We start from the raw sequence: 15,827 nt of genomic DNA, 5'->3' as shown, positions 1-15,827 counted from the left end.
ATTCAGCTGTGACGGAGCTGGATTATTTAAGCATTGCTTCGTTGCCGTTTTCACGGATGTGCTTAAGCATGCCTTTAACGCCGCGTGCGCTTGATGCGACAACGTTACCAGACTTCATGTATTCAGTACCGCCAGCAAAGTCAGTCACGATCGCACCAGCTTCACGAGCAATCAGTTCACCCGCTGCAATATCCCAAGGCTTAAGACCTAGCTCGAAGAAACCATCCACACGGCCAGCAGCAACGTAACATAAATCTAGAGCTGCAGAACCAGTACGACGGAAGTCTGAACAGTCTACAAATAGAGAAGACATGATCTTGAAGTAAGATTCAGAATGCTGTTTTTGCTTGAATGGGAAGCCTGTTGCTAGAACAGTACCTTGAAGGTCTTTTAGTTGTTTAACGCGAATACGAGCGTTGTTTAACTGAGCACCAGAACCACGTTGTGCAGTGAATAGTTCGTTTTGCATAGGGTCGTAAACACACGCTACTTCAGTTTTGCCTCTGAAGCGTACAGCGATAGATACAGAAAAATGAGGCAAACCTTTTACAAAGTTTGTTGTACCATCCAGTGGGTCGATGATCCATTGTACTTCTTTGTCTTTACCTTCAATAACGCCATTTTCCTCAGCCACAATACAGTGCTCAGGGTATGAAGCTTTAATAGTATCGATGATGATAGCTTCTGCTTCTTTGTCTACGTTAGTAACAAAGTCGTTCGCGCCTTTTTGAGTCGATTCGATCTTCTCAGCATTTTCTAAAGATTTAGCAATATGGTTGCCAGCTTTTCGTGCAGCACGAATAGCGATATTAAGCATAGGATGCATACTAATTTCCCAACGGATGTTAAAGAACAGAAAAACGGTCGGGAGTATAACAGAATAACCGCCAAAGGGAAGTGGCGATTTTTTGAACTTTTAATTTTATTAATATAAAGGACCTGACCATTTTACTCAGGTATATGATAAAATCTTTTCGCTCTTTTTTTGTCTTGGAAATCATCAATGCTTAACAATGTAAAGGTCGTACTTGTCGGTACATCTCATTCAGGAAATATAGGCTCAGCAGCGCGAGCAATGAAAGTGATGGGGTTAACCAACTTAGTGCTTGTCGATCCACAATGTGAAGTTGATGAGCAGACCGTTGCGTTGGCTGCTGGTGCAGCGGATATCGCAGTCAATGCCACCACTGTGAAAACACTAAATGAAGCTGTCGCAGATTGCAGTCTAGTAGTAGGTTCAAGTGCACGTTCACGTACTCTTGAATGGCCAATGCTAGAACCTCGCGAGTGTGGTAAAAAGTTTGTTTCTGAAGGCCAGAGTTCAGCTGTTGCTTTAGTGTTTGGTCGTGAACGTACCGGTTTGACAAATGAGGAACTGCAAACGTGTCATTATCATGTTTGTATTCCGGCTAACCCTGAATACAGCTCTTTGAATCTTGCTATGGCGGTTCAGACTCTTAGCTATGAGATAAGAATGGCCTACCTAGAACGAGAACAAAGCCAGTACACAGAAGAGGCGCAAGAGGAATATCCAAGACATAAAGAGCTCGAAATGTTCTTTACACACTTTGAGAAAGTAGCCACGGATACTCAGTTTATAAACTCAGAACAACCGGGCCAGGTTATGAACAAGGTTCGACGTTTGTTTAACAGAGCCCGCCCTGAAGCTCAGGAGCTGAACATTCTTCGTGGTATTTTAAGCTCAGTTGAGAAGAAGATTTCTGGTAAGTAGTAACCCTACAAAGTGAAGGGATGAATACCTGACTAATTTAGTCAATTAAATACTTGACCATTTTACTCAAGTATGAAAAACTTCATACCACATAAACGATGTGGATATGGTGTTATATGAGACTTACATCTAAAGGAAGATACGCAGTGACAGCCATGTTAGATGTGGCTCTGCATTCACAGAAAAGCCCAGTACCATTGGCAGATATTTCTGAGCGCCAAGGTATTTCTCTGTCTTACTTAGAGCAGCTTTTTTCGAAATTGCGTAAAGCTGGTTTGGTTGCAAGTGTACGTGGCCCAGGTGGTGGTTACCGTTTAGGTGCGGAAGCGCATACTATTGCTATTGGTACAGTGATTGCTGCGGTTGACGAATCAGTGGATGCGACCAAGTGTAACGGCAAAGGCGATTGCCAAGGTGGCTCTCGTTGCTTAACACACACATTATGGCGTGACCTAAGTTCACGTATTAGTGACTTCCTGAACAACATCACTCTTGGTGAGTTGATGACAGATAACGAAGTACTAGAAATTTCAGACCGCCAAGATATCGATCTTGCGGTAAACCATGGGTTTACGAACAAGAATACAAGCACCGCACCCATCGGTGTAAACGTCCGCTCTTAAGCGGTCTGCCTGTTACATTGGAGTAGATAATGAAACTGCCTATTTATTTAGATTATTCAGCGACCTGTCCTGTTGATCCTCGTGTAGCTGAAAAGATGGTTCAGTACATGACTATGGACGGCACATTCGGTAACCCAGCATCGCGTTCACATCGTTACGGTTGGCAGGCTGAAGAAGCAGTCGACACTGCACGTGAACAAATCGCTGATCTACTAAATGCAGACCCGCGTGAAATCGTATTCACTTCTGGCGCGACAGAGTCAGATAACCTTGCAATTAAAGGTGCCGCTCATTTCTACTCTAAGAAAGGTAAGCACATTATTACTTGTAAAACAGAACACAAAGCGGTTCTGGATCCTTGCCGTCAGCTTGAGCGTGAAGGTTTCGAAGTAACTTACCTAGAACCAGAATCAAACGGCTTGCTTGATCTTAAGAAGCTAGAATCGGCAATGCGTGATGACACAGTGCTTGTATCGATCATGCACGTAAACAACGAAATTGGCGTGATTCAAGATATCGCATCAATCGGCGAGCTATGTCGTGAGCGTAAGATTGTATTCCATGTGGATGCGGCTCAGTCTGCGGGTAAATTACCAATCGACGTTCAAGAAATGAAAGTTGACCTAATTTCACTATCTGCTCATAAAATCTATGGCCCTAAAGGTATCGGTGCACTTTATGTTCGTCGTAAACCACGAATTCGCCTAGAAGCACAAATGCACGGTGGTGGTCATGAACGTGGTTTCCGTTCAGGTACATTAGCAACTCACCAAATTGTTGGTATGGGTGAAGCATTCCGCATCGCAAAAGAAGAGATGCAGAAAGACTACGATCACGCACTAGCACTGCGCAACCGTCTGCTTGAAGGCGTTAAGGATCTTGAAGCGGTAACGATCAATGGTGACCTAGAACAGCGTGTACCACAAAATCTAAACATCAGTTTTGCATTTGTAGAAGGCGAATCTCTACTGATGTCTCTAAAAGACCTAGCCGTTTCTTCTGGTAGTGCATGTACATCAGCAAGCCTAGAGCCATCTTATGTACTTCGTGCATTAGGCCTAAATGATGAACTAGCGCACAGCTCAGTCCGTTTCTCATTCGGCCGTTTTACAACTGAAGAAGAAATTGACTACGTAATTAAACAAGTTCGCGTAGCGGTTAACAAACTACGTGACATGTCTCCTCTATGGGATATGTACAAGGAAGGAATCGACCTAAACACAGTTGAGTGGGCACACCACTAATCTAGACGGTTGTTTCTAAGGAATTAAATAGAGGATTCGAGGTAAAATATTATGGCATACAGCGAAAAAGTAATTGATCACTACGAGAACCCACGTAACGTTGGTTCATTTGATAAAGAAGATCCATCAGTAGGTAGCGGCATGGTTGGTGCACCTGCATGTGGCGACGTAATGAAGCTTCAAATCAAAGTAACGCCAGAAGGTATTATTGAAGATGCGAAGTTCAAAACTTATGGCTGCGGTAGTGCGATTGCATCAAGCTCACTAGTGACTGAATGGGTTAAAGGTAAGAGCGTTGATGAAGCTGCTGCAATCAAAAACTCTGAAATTGCTGAAGAGCTAGAGTTGCCACCAGTTAAAGTTCACTGCTCAATTCTTGCTGAAGACGCAATCAAAGCTGCGGTTGCGGACTACAAGAAAAAACACCAAGAATAAGTAATCTGTATATAATGGGAGTTCAATACTCCCATTCCATTCGCTAATTAAACAAACTAAGGTGCAGTATGGCCATCACAATGACAGAAAACGCGGCAAGTCGCGTGAAAACATTCTTAGAAAACCGTGGTAAAGGTATCGGTTTACGCTTGGGTGTGAAAACGACTGGTTGTTCTGGCATGGCTTATGTCCTTGAGTTCGTTGACGACCTTAACGAAGAAGATGAAGTGTTCGAGTTTTCAGGCGTAAAAATCATAATCGATCCAAAAAGCCTTGTTTACTTAGACGGCACTGAACTTGACTACGTTAAGCAAGGGTTGAATGAAGGCTTTGAATTCAACAACCCAAATGCGAAAAGTGAATGTGGTTGTGGTGAGAGCTTCAACGTTTAATTGATAGCAACTGCGAGTATTTTTACTCGCAGGTATTACCAAGGACCGAATTCTCCATGAATTACTTTGAATTATTTGGGCTACCAAGTCAGTTTAATCTGGATGGTAGCCTTCTTTCTTCACAATTCCGTGAACTTCAAAAACGCTTCCACCCAGATAATTTTGCTAGTGCGTCAGAGCGCGATCGCTTGCTTGCTGTGCAAAAAGCATCAGAAATTAACGATGCTTATCAGGTTCTTAAGAACCCCATCTCGCGTGCAGAATACATGCTGGCAGAAAATGGAGTGGATATCCGTGCAGAGCAGCAGACGATGCAAGACCCTATGTTCTTAATGGAGCAAATGGAATTACGTGAAGAGTTGGAAGAGATCCCAAGCAGCTCAGATCCAGAAAGTGCATTGTTTGATTTTGATACCAAAGTCAACAAAATGTACAAGCAGCATATGAAGTCTGTCGAAGAAGAACTCGATAACAATCTTTTGGAGCAAGCAGCAGACCGAGTGCGTAAGCTGAAATTCATTGCCAAATTAAAACATGAAATTGAGCTAGTCGAAGATAAACTTCTCGGCTAGGGAACTACAAGGACCAATCATGGCGTTACTTCAAATTGCAGAACCGGGTCAAAGCTCGGCACCACACGAGCATAAACTGGCGGCAGGTATCGACCTCGGCACAACCAACTCTTTGGTTGCTTCTGTTCGAAGCGGCAGTGCCACGACTTTGCAAGATGAACTAGGTCGCAGCATTTTACCGTCAATTGTAAATTATTCAGGTGAAACGCCAGAAGTAGGCTACGCTGCAAAAGCAAAAGCCGAACAGGATCCGAAAAACACCATTATTTCGGTAAAACGCCTGATTGGCCGATCACTAGAAGATATTCAGTCTCGTTATCCAAGTCTGCCTTATCAATTCAAGGCGAGTGAGAATGGACTGCCAGTACTGCAAACTGAATCTGGTGACAAAAACCCGATTGAAGTGTCTGCTGATATTTTGAAATCATTAAGTAAGCGTGCAGAAGAGTCACTAGGTGGTGAACTCTCTGGTGTCGTCATCACCGTTCCAGCTTACTTTGATGATGCTCAGCGTGCAGGGACTAAAGATGCCGCTAAACTTGCTGGCCTACACGTACTGCGTTTACTTAACGAACCGACTGCAGCTGCAATCGCATACGGCCTAGACTCTGGTCAAGAAGGTGTTGTCGCGGTTTATGATTTGGGCGGTGGTACGTTTGATATCTCGATTTTGCGTTTGTCGAAAGGTGTATTTGAAGTTTTAGCAACCGGTGGTGACTCTGCATTAGGCGGTGATGATTTCGACCATCTCATGGCAGACCATCTAGTTGAAAAAGCAGGACTTTCAGTACCATTAACAGCAGAGCAACACCGCACATTACTGAATGTTGCGACAGAAACCAAGATTGCGTTTTCTGAAAAAGACGTTGTAGATGTTGAGGTTTTTGGCTGGCAAGGCTCCGTCACTCGTGAAGAGTTCGAAGACTTGATCCGCCCACTAGTGAAGAAGACATTACTTTCTTGTCGTCGTGCGTTGAAAGATGCAGAAGTAGACAGCGAAGAAGTGTTAGAAGTGGTTATGGTCGGAGGCTCAACACGTACATTACTTGTGCGTGAAATGGTGGGTGATTTCTTTGGTCGTAAACCATTAACGAGCATTAACCCTGATGAAGTGGTTGCGATTGGTGCTGGTATCCAGGCGGATATTCTTGTTGGTAACAAACCTGATTCAGAAATGCTTCTACTCGACGTTATTCCTCTCTCTTTAGGCATTGAAACCATGGGTGGGCTAGTAGAGAAGATCATCCCTCGCAATACCACCATCCCTGTTGCTCGCGCTCAAGAGTTTACCACGTTCAAAGATGGTCAAACCGCAATGAGTGTTCATATCGTACAAGGTGAGCGTGAACTGGTTGATGATTGCCGTTCATTAGCACGTTTCTCGTTGAAAGGTATTCCTCCAATGGCTGCGGGGGCTGCGCATATCCGTGTAACTTACCAAGTGGATGCAGATGGCTTGCTATCTGTAACAGCGATGGAAAAAAGCACGGGTGTTCAATCAGAAATTCAGGTTAAACCTTCATATGGTCTGAGTGATGATGAAGTCGCTAACATGCTACGAGATTCAATGGCGCATGCTAAAGACGATATGCTAGCTCGTGCGTTGGCTGAGCAAAAAGTGGAAGCCGATCGCGTGATCGAGGGGCTGATTGTTGCCATGGAAGCTGATGGTGACGAACTGCTATCTGAGCAAGAAAAACAAGAGTTGGTCAAAGCGATCGAGTCACTCATTGAATTACGTAACGGTGATGACGCGGACGCGATAGAACAAGGTATCAAAGATACCGACAAGGCAAGCCAAGAGTTTGCATCACGTCGTATGGATAAATCGATTCGAGCTGCGTTGTCAGGTCAATCAGTTGATGATATTTAAGAGATAAAAAGTTATGCCTAAGATTATTGTATTACCGCACCAAGAACTCTGTCCTGAAGGTGCAGTGCTTGAAGCTGAAACGGGTGAAACGGTTCTTGATGTGGCGCTGAAAAACGGTATCGGCATTGAACATGCTTGTGAAAAGTCGTGTGCTTGTACGACTTGTCACGTAGTGATTCGTGAAGGCTTTGACTCTCTTGAAGAGAGCGATGAGCTTGAAGATGACATGCTAGATAAAGCTTGGGGTCTTGAGCCTGAGTCTCGCCTAGGTTGCCAAGCTAAGGTTGCTGACGAAGATTTGGTGGTAGAGATTCCGAAATACACGCTTAACCTCGCATCTGAAGATCACTAATACTTTGCTGATTTGGCACTAAAGTATAAATAAGAAGGAAGTTGAGCAATGAAATGGACTGACTCTCGTGACATCGCTATTGAGCTGTGCGACAAGTTTCCAGAAATAGACCCGAAAACGGTACGTTTTACTGATTTACATCAGTGGATTCTAGAGCTGGAGGATTTTGATGATGAGCCGAATCGATCTAACGAAAAAATCCTAGAAGCAGTAATTTTATGCTGGATGGATGAATTAGATTAGTTTGAGCTGCTAAAAACTAGCGCAGTTAACAAAATTAAATAAAAGTAACGGACCTTATGGTCCGTTTTTTTATCAATTTAACAAATTTGTTCTACAAAATGCTAACATCCGTGGGTTAATAGATTAAGGCGTAGGCAACGCCGATTAAGACAAGGAGAAACCATGTCTACACAGATGTCAGTATTTCTTAGCCAAGAACCAGCTGCTCCGCAGTGGGGCGATAAAGCCATCCTATCTTTCTCAGAAAATGGCGCGACCATCCATTTAGGCGAAGGTCACGACTTGGGCGCAATTCAGCGCGCTTCTCGCAAACTAGAAGCGCAGGGCGTATGTTCTGCTTCTCTTGAAGGTGAAAGTTGGGATCTTGAAAGTATTTGGGCATTCCACCAAGGTTATCGTGATCCAAAGAAAAAAAATCAACTGGTATGGCAGCCACTAGCAGACGCAGACCAAGCTGAGCTTGAAGCACGTATAAAAGCAACGGAATTCACTCGCGAAATTATCAATAAAACGGCGGAAGAAGTAGCGCCGCGCCAACTTGCCACTATGGCTGCTGAGTTTATTAAGTCTGTTGCGCCAGAAGGCACAGTAACGGCTCGTATAGTAAAAGATAAAGATCTTCTAGACGAAGGCTGGGAAGGCATTTATGCCGTTGGTCGTGGTTCTGAGCGCACGTCGGCAATGCTTCAGTTGGACTTCAACCCGACGGGTGATGAAAACGCGCCAGTTTATGCATGTTTAGTTGGTAAAGGTATCACCTTTGACTCGGGCGGCTACAGCATTAAACCTTCTGGCTTTATGGCGGCGATGAAGGCTGACATGGGGGGCTCAGGTACGATCACAGGTGGCCTTGGTCTTGCTATTATGCGTGGCTTGAACAAGCGAGTGAAGTTAATCCTGTGTTGTGCGGAAAACATGATCTCTGGCCGAGCGCTGAAGCTTGGTGACATCATTACCTACAAAAACGGTAAGACAGTTGAAATCTTAAACACAGATGCTGAAGGCCGCTTAGTGCTAGCAGATGGTTTGATTTACGCGAGCGAACAAAACCCAGAGCTTATCATTGACTGCGCAACCTTGACGGGTGCAGCGAAAAATGCGCTAGGTAACGACTACCACGCACTAATGAGTTTTGATGATGAGTTAGCACAGCAAGCGTTAAACTCTGCACGTGAAGAAAAAGAAGGTCTTTGGCCACTACCTCTGGCGGATTTCCACCGTGGAATGTTGCCATCAAGCTTTGCTGACTTAGCGAACATTAGCAGCGGTGATTACACTCCTGGTGCAAGCACGGCAGCGGCATTTTTGTCTTACTTTGTAGATAATTACAAAAAAGGCTGGTTGCACTTTGATTGTGCTGCGACATACCGCAAAACACCAGCAGATAAATGGGCAGCAGGCGCAACAGGTGTTGGTGTTCGCACGGTGGCTCGTGTACTGTTGGATCAAGCTCAAAAATAAATTCAGGGGCCGAAAGGCCTCTTTCTATAATGATTACCAAGAAGACGAAAGGATACCCTATGGCTCTAGAAAAAACTTTTTCTATCATTAAGCCCGATGCTGTTGAACGTAACCTGATTGGTGAAATTTACCATCGTATCGAGAAAGCTGGACTACGTATTGTTGCTGCTAAAATGGTTCATCTTAACGAAGAGCAAGCAAGTGGCTTTTATGCAGAACATGAAGGTAAAGAATTCTTCCAGCCATTAAAAGAGTTTATGACGTCAGGTCCAATTATGGTTCAGGTGTTAGAAGGCGAAAATGCGATTACCCGTTACCGTGAGTTAATGGGTAAGACTAACCCTGAGCAAGCAGCTTGTGGTACGCTTCGCGCGGATTATGCGTTGAGTATGCGACACAACTCGGTTCATGGTTCTGATAGTCCAGAATCCGCAGCTCGCGAGATTGAGTTCTTCTTCCCAGAATCAGAAATTTGCCCGCGATAAGTTGGATTGCTTTTAACAGAGGTCATTCCAAGTGAATGGCCTTTTTTATTGGAAATTAGCAATATTACGAACCATTATTTCTTGGCAGATTTTTTTTATAACAGCCGCACGCAAGGGTATCAGTATTGACAGAATGTGATATACTCTGCGCGCACTTTATACCTTATTAACAGAGTAAGACAATGACTGATTTATCAAAATACAGAAACATTGGTATTTTTGCTCACGTAGACGCGGGTAAAACTACCTCTACAGAGCGTATCCTTAAGCTAACTGGTAGAATCCATAAAATGGGCGACAGCCACGATGGTACTACCACTACTGACTTTATGGAGCAGGAAGCTGAGCGTGGTATCACAATCCAGTCTGCTGCAACAACTTGTTTCTGGAAAGATCACCGTCTAAACATCATCGATACTCCTGGACACGTTGACTTCACAATCGAAGTTTACCGTTCTCTAAAAGTACTTGACGGTGGTATCGGTGTATTCTGTGGTTCTGGTGGTGTTGAACCTCAGTCAGAAACTAACTGGCGCTACGCTGACGAATCACACGTATCTCGTCTGATCTTCGTTAACAAACTAGACCGCATGGGCGCAGACTTCTACAAAGTTGTTGACCAAGTACAAAACGTTCTAGGTGCAACTCCTCTAGTAATGACTCTACCTATCGGTATCGAAGATGACTTCTGTGGTGTTGTTGACGTACTAAGCCAGAAAGCTTACGTATGGGATGACTCTGGTCTTCCAGAAAACTACGAAGTTCAAGATATTCCAGCAGATATGGTAGAAAAAGCTGCTGAATACCGTGAAATGCTAATCGAAACTGCTGTTGAGCAAGACGATGACCTAATGATGGCTTACATGGATGGCGAAGAGCCTTCTCTAGAAGACATCAAGCGTTGTATCCGTAAAGGTACTCGTGACCTAGCATTCTTCCCAACTTACTGTGGTTCTGCGTACAAGAACAAAGGTATGCAACTTATTCTTGATGCAGTAGTTGATTACCTACCGTCTCCAACAGAAGTTGATCCACAGCCTCTAACAGATCCAGAAACTGGTGAGCCAACAGGTGAAGTTGCAACTGTATCTGCAGACGAGTCACTAAAAGCGCTTGCGTTCAAGATCATGGACGACCGCTTTGGTGCACTAACGTTCATCCGTATCTACGCTGGTAAGATGAAGAAGGGTGACACTATCCTTAACTCAGCTACTGGTAAGACTGAGCGTATCGGCCGTATGGTTGAGATGCACGCAGACGAGCGTAACGAGATCGATTCAGCACAAGCTGGTGACATCATCGCAGTTGTTGGTATGAAGAACGTGAAGACTGGTCACACTCTATGTGATCCTAAGAACGAAGTGACTCTTGAGCCAATGATCTTCCCAGAACCAGTAATCTCTATCGCTGTTAAGCCTAAAGATAAGAACGGTTCTGAGAAAATGGGCATCGCGATCGGTAAAATGGTTGCAGAAGATCCATCATTCCAAGTTGAAACTGACGAAGATTCAGGCGAAACCATCCTTAAAGGTATGGGCGAACTTCACCTAGACATCAAAGTAGACATCCTTAAGCGTACTTACGGCGTTGAGCTAGAAGTAGGTGCTCCACAGGTAGCTTACCGTGAAACTATCACTCAACCTGTTGAAGATAGCTACACGCACAAGAAGCAGTCTGGTGGTTCTGGTCAGTTCGGTAAGATCGACTACCGCATCAAACCAGGTGAGCCAAACTCTGGCTTCACGTTCAAGTCTTCAGTTGTTGGTGGTAACGTTCCTAAGGAATTCTGGCCTGCAGTTGAGAAAGGTTTCGCATCTATGATGGAAACTGGTGTTCTAGCTGGCTTCCCAACGCTAGATGTTGAAGTTGAACTATTCGACGGTGGCTTCCACGCAGTTGACTCATCTGCAATCGCATTTGAAATCGCAGCGAAAGGCGCATTCCGTCAATCTATGCCTAAAGCAGGTGCACAGCTTCTTGAGCCTATCATGAAAGTTGACGTGTTCACTCCAGACGATCACGTTGGTGACGTTATCGGTGACTTGAACCGTCGTCGTGGTATGATCAAAGACCAACAAGCTGGTACTACTGGCGTACGTATCAAGGGTGATGTACCTCTATCAGAAATGTTCGGTTACATCGGTACTCTACGTACAATGACTTCTGGTCGTGGTCAGTTCTCTATGGAGTTCTCTCACTACGCACCATGTCCAGCAAACGTTGCTGAGCAAGTAATCGCAGAAGTTAAAGAGCGTAACGCTAAGAAGTAATTCTTAAGTTAACTCATTAGCTTTAAAAGCCCCTGAAGTGAGAACTTCAGGGGCTTTTTGTTTGGATTTGTATAGATCGTTTCGAGCTTTGAATCAGGATGGGCTGCGAGTATCAATGATTTCACAATCAAGATGACAAAAAGCTTCAGCTTCTTCGACTTGGTTGAAAATCCAATCACAGAAGTGGCGAATCTTCTCACGTTTAAAGTATGCACTGGGTGCGCAGAGAAAGTACTTGAAGTCTGTTCGCTGGGCGAGACGCCCAATCCGAACCAGCTTACCTTCTTCTATGTATCGGTGAACAAGACTATGTTTGGCCAACGCGACACCTTGCACGGATAATGCCCCTTCCAAAACGAAGTGAGAGCCGCTGAATATTAGCGTTGGCTTGTGCCGTTTATAACCGACATTTTGCAACCAGTTTCCCCAGCTCATATCTGGCCAATCGTCTTCAATGAGATCAGCGCCTGTTAAGTCATTTAGCTCATAGATTCCGTGTTGCTGCTGATAAATCGGATGGCAAACCGGATAGAGTAATTCCTCCATCATTAAGCGACTTTCTAGATTTGGATACTCCCCTCGACCATATCGAATACATAGGTCGACACTGGAACTTTGAAAGTCCACCAGTTCGCTAGTGGGTTCGATCATCAGCTCTTGACTGGGATAGCGCTCTCTAAAGCGTCCGATTCTAGGCACTAACCAGTGCTGAGCGAATGAAGGCAGAGTGGAAATGGATAACTGGTTCGGATTAGGATCTTGATTGATTTGTCTGACGCCTTGATAAAGGTGCTCAAACCCCTTTTGTGTATGATCAAAAAGTAGTTTTCCCTCCATAGTAAGCGCGACTTTTCTGTGCTGACGCAAAAACAGTTCTACGCCCAAAAACTCTTCTAGCTGTCTTATTTGTTGGCTGATAGCCGCAGCGGTGACAAACAAATCCTTGGCTGCGAGCTTAAAACTACCGAGTTTGGCCGCTATGTAAAAATAGTAAAGCCCTTGAAGAGGAGGTAAGCGTTCTTTCACTTAAGTTTTCCTTAACTGAGTGCCAGAGAGTATCGTTTGAGAGAATTGCATCCATAGACGATTATTTACTCATCGAAAGTAACATGAGTATAGATTATGGAAACTTCAGAGTTAGGATATAAAGCAAAATTTGCAGACACACTTGGTTGGGATAAGAAAATTTTAACTAAAGTGAGTCGCTGGTGGCGAAATTATCGAACCAGAAAAGCACTCTCGCATTTGTCCGATCACTTGATGGAAGATATTGGACTGACGCCTGCGCAAGCAAGACAAGAAAGCGTGAGGCATTTCTGGGACGATTAATGAGAAGGTACTATTGGGCAATTTCGCTATGGAGCCAGTTGGTAAACGCTGAAATTCGATCTCGGCGAGGGGAGCTTTCATCATAGAACACATTGAATTGGATACCTGGTGTCATGCCAATATCAAAGGGTTTGATGAGTAGCCCTCGCTCTACATAATCGCTTGCCAAAGAGTCTGAGGCTAAGCAAGCTCCATGACCTGCCATAACGGCATTCATTGCGTGATCAAAGGTGCTGACTTCCATCCATTGTACCGACTCTTTATTCATGGCAACGCCAGCTTGAGCAAACCAACTTTGCCAAGGATATCCCCCCGACTCGTAGTGAATTAGCCAGCAATTAAGCAGTTGCTCGGGTTTGGTCAGGTGAATGGCATTAGCTAAATGAGGAGAACAAAATGGGTAGATGGTTTCCTCAAATAGGAAGCGTTTTTTCAACTTGGTATCATTCGCCTGCTCAAGATCTTCTCCCTGCCAAATAACGAGATCAGCATGTCCTTGCTTTAAGTTTGGGGCATCGCAACTGGTTAGAATACGGATGGGAATGTTAGGGTGCTGAGTCGAAAATTTCCATAAGCGCGGTAATAACCAGCGAGAAGCAAAAGAGGGAGTAGAGCTCACGCAAAGTAACCCTTCTACAGGCTCGCTTTGGATTTGGTTTAGGCCAGTTACAATCTGTTCCAATCCTTGTGAGACATGCTTGTAAAGGATTTTCCCTTGCTCGGTTAGGCGCATTTCACGTCCGTCACGGACAAATAATTTACACGCCAAACCATCTTCTAACTGGCGTATTTTTTGGCTCACGGCGGCTTGGCTGACGAACAGTTCTTCCGCGGCGCGACTGTAGCTATTCAGCCGTGCGGCGACTTCAAAATAACGTAAACCTGGTAAGTGGTGCAGCCTTGAATCCATGCCTTTGCCTTAATCCTTTCATATTTGGCTTAGCATCATAATGGTTGTTGCACGAAAAACAAAGGAGAGCGAACTTGCTCTCCATTGGCGTTTACTCTTCCCAAACAATCAACTCACCTTTAGGCCAGTTTTGTCCGGTTTCATGGTATCTCTGTTCGAGCACATGGCGTTTAATTTTTAGGGTAGGGGTCAAAATGCCGTTTTCAATCGTCCAAGGATCTTTGATCATCAGAACGCCTTTGATCTGCTCATGGGACTCTAACTGAGCGTTCATCTTCTCTATGACTTTTTTCGTGGTTCGTTCATAGCGCGCTCGGTCAAAATGAGGAAAGTCATGCGGCACGACTAACAGAATTGGGGCAGGCAAGCCCAACCCGATTAAGCACATCATCTCAACACGGCTGTACTCAAACAGTTTTTTCTCAATCGGGACAGGAGACACAAACTTGCCTTTAGCCGTCTTGAATGTGTCTTTTTTTCTGCCTTGAATACTTAGATAACCGTCGCTATCGATGGCACCAATATCACCTGTATGCAGCCAGCCTTCGGCGTCAAAGGATTCTTGTGTTGCAATGTCATTCTTATAGTAGCCTGAGAACAGACCTTTACCGCGCACCATAATCTCATCGTCGTCGGCGATTTTAAGCTCAATGCCGGGGCCCGCATTCCCGACTGTACCGATTTTATCGCTTCTAAACGGGTAGTTCAGTGTGCTGTAAGCGAAGGACTCCGTCATCCCCCATGCTTCGGTAATGTTTAATCCTACACGGTGATACCACTCTAGAAGGGCAGGAGACACAGGTGCTGAGCCACAGCCGAGCACCCTTGCTTGATCCAAACCGAGCCCGTCAGCCAATTTCTTTTTAATCAGCGTATTGATAAAAGGAATCTTGAGTAAGATGTTCAGTTTTCTCTGCGGCAGTTTGTCCTGAATACGCTGCTGGAACAGTGTCCATAGGCGAGGCACCGAGATAAACAGAGTCGGGCGCTGCATTTTGACATCTTCAATAAAGGTTTCGAGAGATTCAGGAAACGCAGTGGGAACACCGCCCATAATGGATGAGCCGAATATGTAGACACGTTCCGTAATATGGGCCAGTGGAAGGTAAGAGAATAGACGATCGCCTTCTTGAATCCCGATGTGATTAATCAACTGTTGTGCTGACCAGCTAAAAGCGCCGTAAGTCAGCATTGCACCTTTAGGCAGGCCAGATGTGCCCGAGGTATAAACCAGTGACATTAACTTATCATCATAATGTACGGGTCTTTCAGAACTCGGCTCTTTATCTGCAATCAACTCTTTATATTGATACTGGCAGTTCGCGGCAGAGTCATAAGGCAAAGCGATGCTGACAATCTGTTCCAATTTATCTAACACTTGTTGAGTTGCTACCGAGTCGTCGAGCTTACCGACAATGATCGCTTTACTTTCACTGTGTGTTAAACAGTACTCAATAGTGTCAGCACCTGCGGTTGGGAAAATCGGCACACTGACGTAATCGCCAAGCATCAATGCGAGATCAGTAATAAACCATTCAGCGCAGTTTTTGGATATTAAAGCAACTTTATCACCGGGCTGAATGCCGAGTTCTCTAAGAGCAGTGACCAACCTAAGGGCTTGATCCGCGACTTCTTTAAATGTGAACTCGACAAACTTTCGATTGATAATTTGTTTTAGATAAACCTCGTTTGGGCGCTCCTCTGCCCATTTCAAGATCATTTCATTTGGAGGCGGGAGAGCGCAACCAGCTGGATTTGTAATATGTGGCTGATTCATTGTGGGTGACTCCATGTCAGTCATTCAGTTATTTTGTATTTATAGTTGTTAATGCGTTGTTAAATTTAGCATGTTTTCTATTCAGAAGGGAATGGCTGACAACAAATAAGGCGTTGTTTTAGTGGCCCG

At 44.6% G+C, this 15,827-nt stretch carries 17 protein-coding genes; 13 read left to right on the top strand and 4 right to left on the bottom strand.

The annotated features are described in order from the left end of the window. Positions 1 to 22 precede the first annotated feature (22 nt). Positions 23 to 826 carry an inositol-1-monophosphatase gene (suhB, locus tag NP165_RS10340; RefSeq protein ID WP_257083889.1) on the bottom strand — a complete coding sequence of 268 codons (804 nt, stop codon included), beginning with the start codon at positions 824 to 826 and terminating at the stop codon, positions 23 to 25. A gap of 177 nt (positions 827 to 1,003) precedes the next feature. On the opposite strand from suhB, the gene trmJ reads away from it, so the two are divergent. The 12 genes from trmJ to fusA all read left to right on the top strand — a co-directional run bounded on the left by trmJ (position 1,004) and on the right by fusA (position 11,682). After that, complete coding sequence (trmJ, locus tag NP165_RS10335) at positions 1,004 to 1,732, top strand: tRNA (cytosine(32)/uridine(32)-2'-O)-methyltransferase TrmJ (RefSeq protein WP_257083888.1); 729 nt, start codon at positions 1,004 to 1,006, stop codon at positions 1,730 to 1,732. Between the two features lie 116 nt (positions 1,733 to 1,848). Beyond that, the gene (iscR, locus tag NP165_RS10330; RefSeq protein WP_053395349.1) at positions 1,849 to 2,355 is read left to right on the top strand and encodes a Fe-S cluster assembly transcriptional regulator IscR; all 507 of its coding nucleotides are present in this window, start codon (positions 1,849 to 1,851) and stop codon (positions 2,353 to 2,355) included. 29 nt (positions 2,356 to 2,384) lie between these two features. Further along, a complete protein-coding gene (locus NP165_RS10325) occupies positions 2,385 to 3,599 on the top strand; it encodes an IscS subfamily cysteine desulfurase (RefSeq protein ID WP_257083887.1) in 1,215 nt (404 codons plus the stop codon). Positions 3,600 to 3,650: 51 nt separating this feature from the next. After that, complete coding sequence (iscU, locus tag NP165_RS10320) at positions 3,651 to 4,034, top strand: Fe-S cluster assembly scaffold IscU (protein ID WP_005381718.1); 384 nt, start codon at positions 3,651 to 3,653, stop codon at positions 4,032 to 4,034. Between the two features lie 68 nt (positions 4,035 to 4,102). Next, the gene (gene iscA / locus NP165_RS10315; protein WP_257083886.1) at positions 4,103 to 4,426 is read left to right on the top strand and encodes an iron-sulfur cluster assembly protein IscA; all 324 of its coding nucleotides are present in this window, start codon (positions 4,103 to 4,105) and stop codon (positions 4,424 to 4,426) included. Positions 4,427 to 4,482: 56 nt separating this feature from the next. Next, on the top strand, positions 4,483 to 4,998 hold the full coding sequence (hscB, locus tag NP165_RS10310; RefSeq protein ID WP_257083885.1) for a co-chaperone HscB: 516 nt from the start codon (positions 4,483 to 4,485) through the stop codon (positions 4,996 to 4,998). Positions 4,999 to 5,017: 19 nt separating this feature from the next. Next, the gene (gene hscA, locus NP165_RS10305; protein ID WP_257083884.1) at positions 5,018 to 6,871 is read left to right on the top strand and encodes a Fe-S protein assembly chaperone HscA; all 1,854 of its coding nucleotides are present in this window, start codon (positions 5,018 to 5,020) and stop codon (positions 6,869 to 6,871) included. Positions 6,872 to 6,884: 13 nt separating this feature from the next. Continuing rightward, positions 6,885 to 7,223 (top strand): ISC system 2Fe-2S type ferredoxin, encoded by a 339-nt coding sequence (fdx, locus tag NP165_RS10300; RefSeq protein WP_257083883.1) that lies wholly within the window; start codon positions 6,885 to 6,887, stop codon positions 7,221 to 7,223. Between the two features lie 48 nt (positions 7,224 to 7,271). After that, a complete protein-coding gene (gene iscX, locus NP165_RS10295; RefSeq protein WP_257083882.1) occupies positions 7,272 to 7,466 on the top strand; it encodes a Fe-S cluster assembly protein IscX in 195 nt (64 codons plus the stop codon). Positions 7,467 to 7,628: 162 nt separating this feature from the next. Further along, entirely contained in the window at positions 7,629 to 8,927 is a 1,299-nt protein-coding gene (gene pepB, locus NP165_RS10290) for an aminopeptidase PepB (protein ID WP_257083881.1), read from the top strand. 59 nt (positions 8,928 to 8,986) lie between these two features. Beyond that, positions 8,987 to 9,412 carry a nucleoside-diphosphate kinase gene (gene ndk / locus NP165_RS10285; protein WP_257083880.1) on the top strand — a complete coding sequence of 142 codons (426 nt, stop codon included), beginning with the start codon at positions 8,987 to 8,989 and terminating at the stop codon, positions 9,410 to 9,412. A gap of 182 nt (positions 9,413 to 9,594) precedes the next feature. After that, positions 9,595 to 11,682, top strand: a complete 2,088-nt coding sequence (fusA, locus tag NP165_RS10280; protein WP_257083879.1) for an elongation factor G — start codon at positions 9,595 to 9,597, stop codon at positions 11,680 to 11,682. A 93-nt stretch (positions 11,683 to 11,775) separates the two neighbouring features. Here the strand turns inward: fusA and NP165_RS10275 are convergent, their stop codons facing one another. Beyond that, on the bottom strand, positions 11,776 to 12,708 hold the full coding sequence (locus tag NP165_RS10275; protein WP_257083878.1) for a LysR substrate-binding domain-containing protein: 933 nt from the start codon (positions 12,706 to 12,708) through the stop codon (positions 11,776 to 11,778). 96 nt (positions 12,709 to 12,804) lie between these two features. On the opposite strand from NP165_RS10275, the gene NP165_RS10270 reads away from it, so the two are divergent. Then, entirely contained in the window at positions 12,805 to 13,011 is a 207-nt protein-coding gene (locus NP165_RS10270) for a DUF1127 domain-containing protein (protein ID WP_257083877.1), read from the top strand. Between the two features lie 10 nt (positions 13,012 to 13,021). Here NP165_RS10270 and NP165_RS10265 read toward each other — a convergent pair whose 3' ends face one another. Both NP165_RS10265 and NP165_RS10260 read right to left on the bottom strand, forming a co-directional pair. Beyond that, positions 13,022 to 13,921, bottom strand: a complete 900-nt coding sequence (locus NP165_RS10265; RefSeq protein ID WP_257083876.1) for a LysR substrate-binding domain-containing protein — start codon at positions 13,919 to 13,921, stop codon at positions 13,022 to 13,024. Positions 13,922 to 14,012: 91 nt separating this feature from the next. Further along, positions 14,013 to 15,698: an AMP-binding protein gene (locus NP165_RS10260; RefSeq protein ID WP_257083875.1), complete on the bottom strand. Its 1,686-nt coding sequence runs from the start codon at positions 15,696 to 15,698 to the stop codon at positions 14,013 to 14,015. Positions 15,699 to 15,827 lie beyond the last annotated feature (129 nt).

Origin of the sequence: Vibrio japonicus (assembly GCF_024582835.1) — a bacterium.
In the GTDB taxonomy this organism is placed as follows: Bacteria; Pseudomonadota; Gammaproteobacteria; order Enterobacterales; family Vibrionaceae; genus Vibrio; species Vibrio japonicus.
The sequence above is the reverse complement of the archived record's forward strand: the minus strand, read 5'-3'. Positions and strand labels throughout refer to the sequence as shown.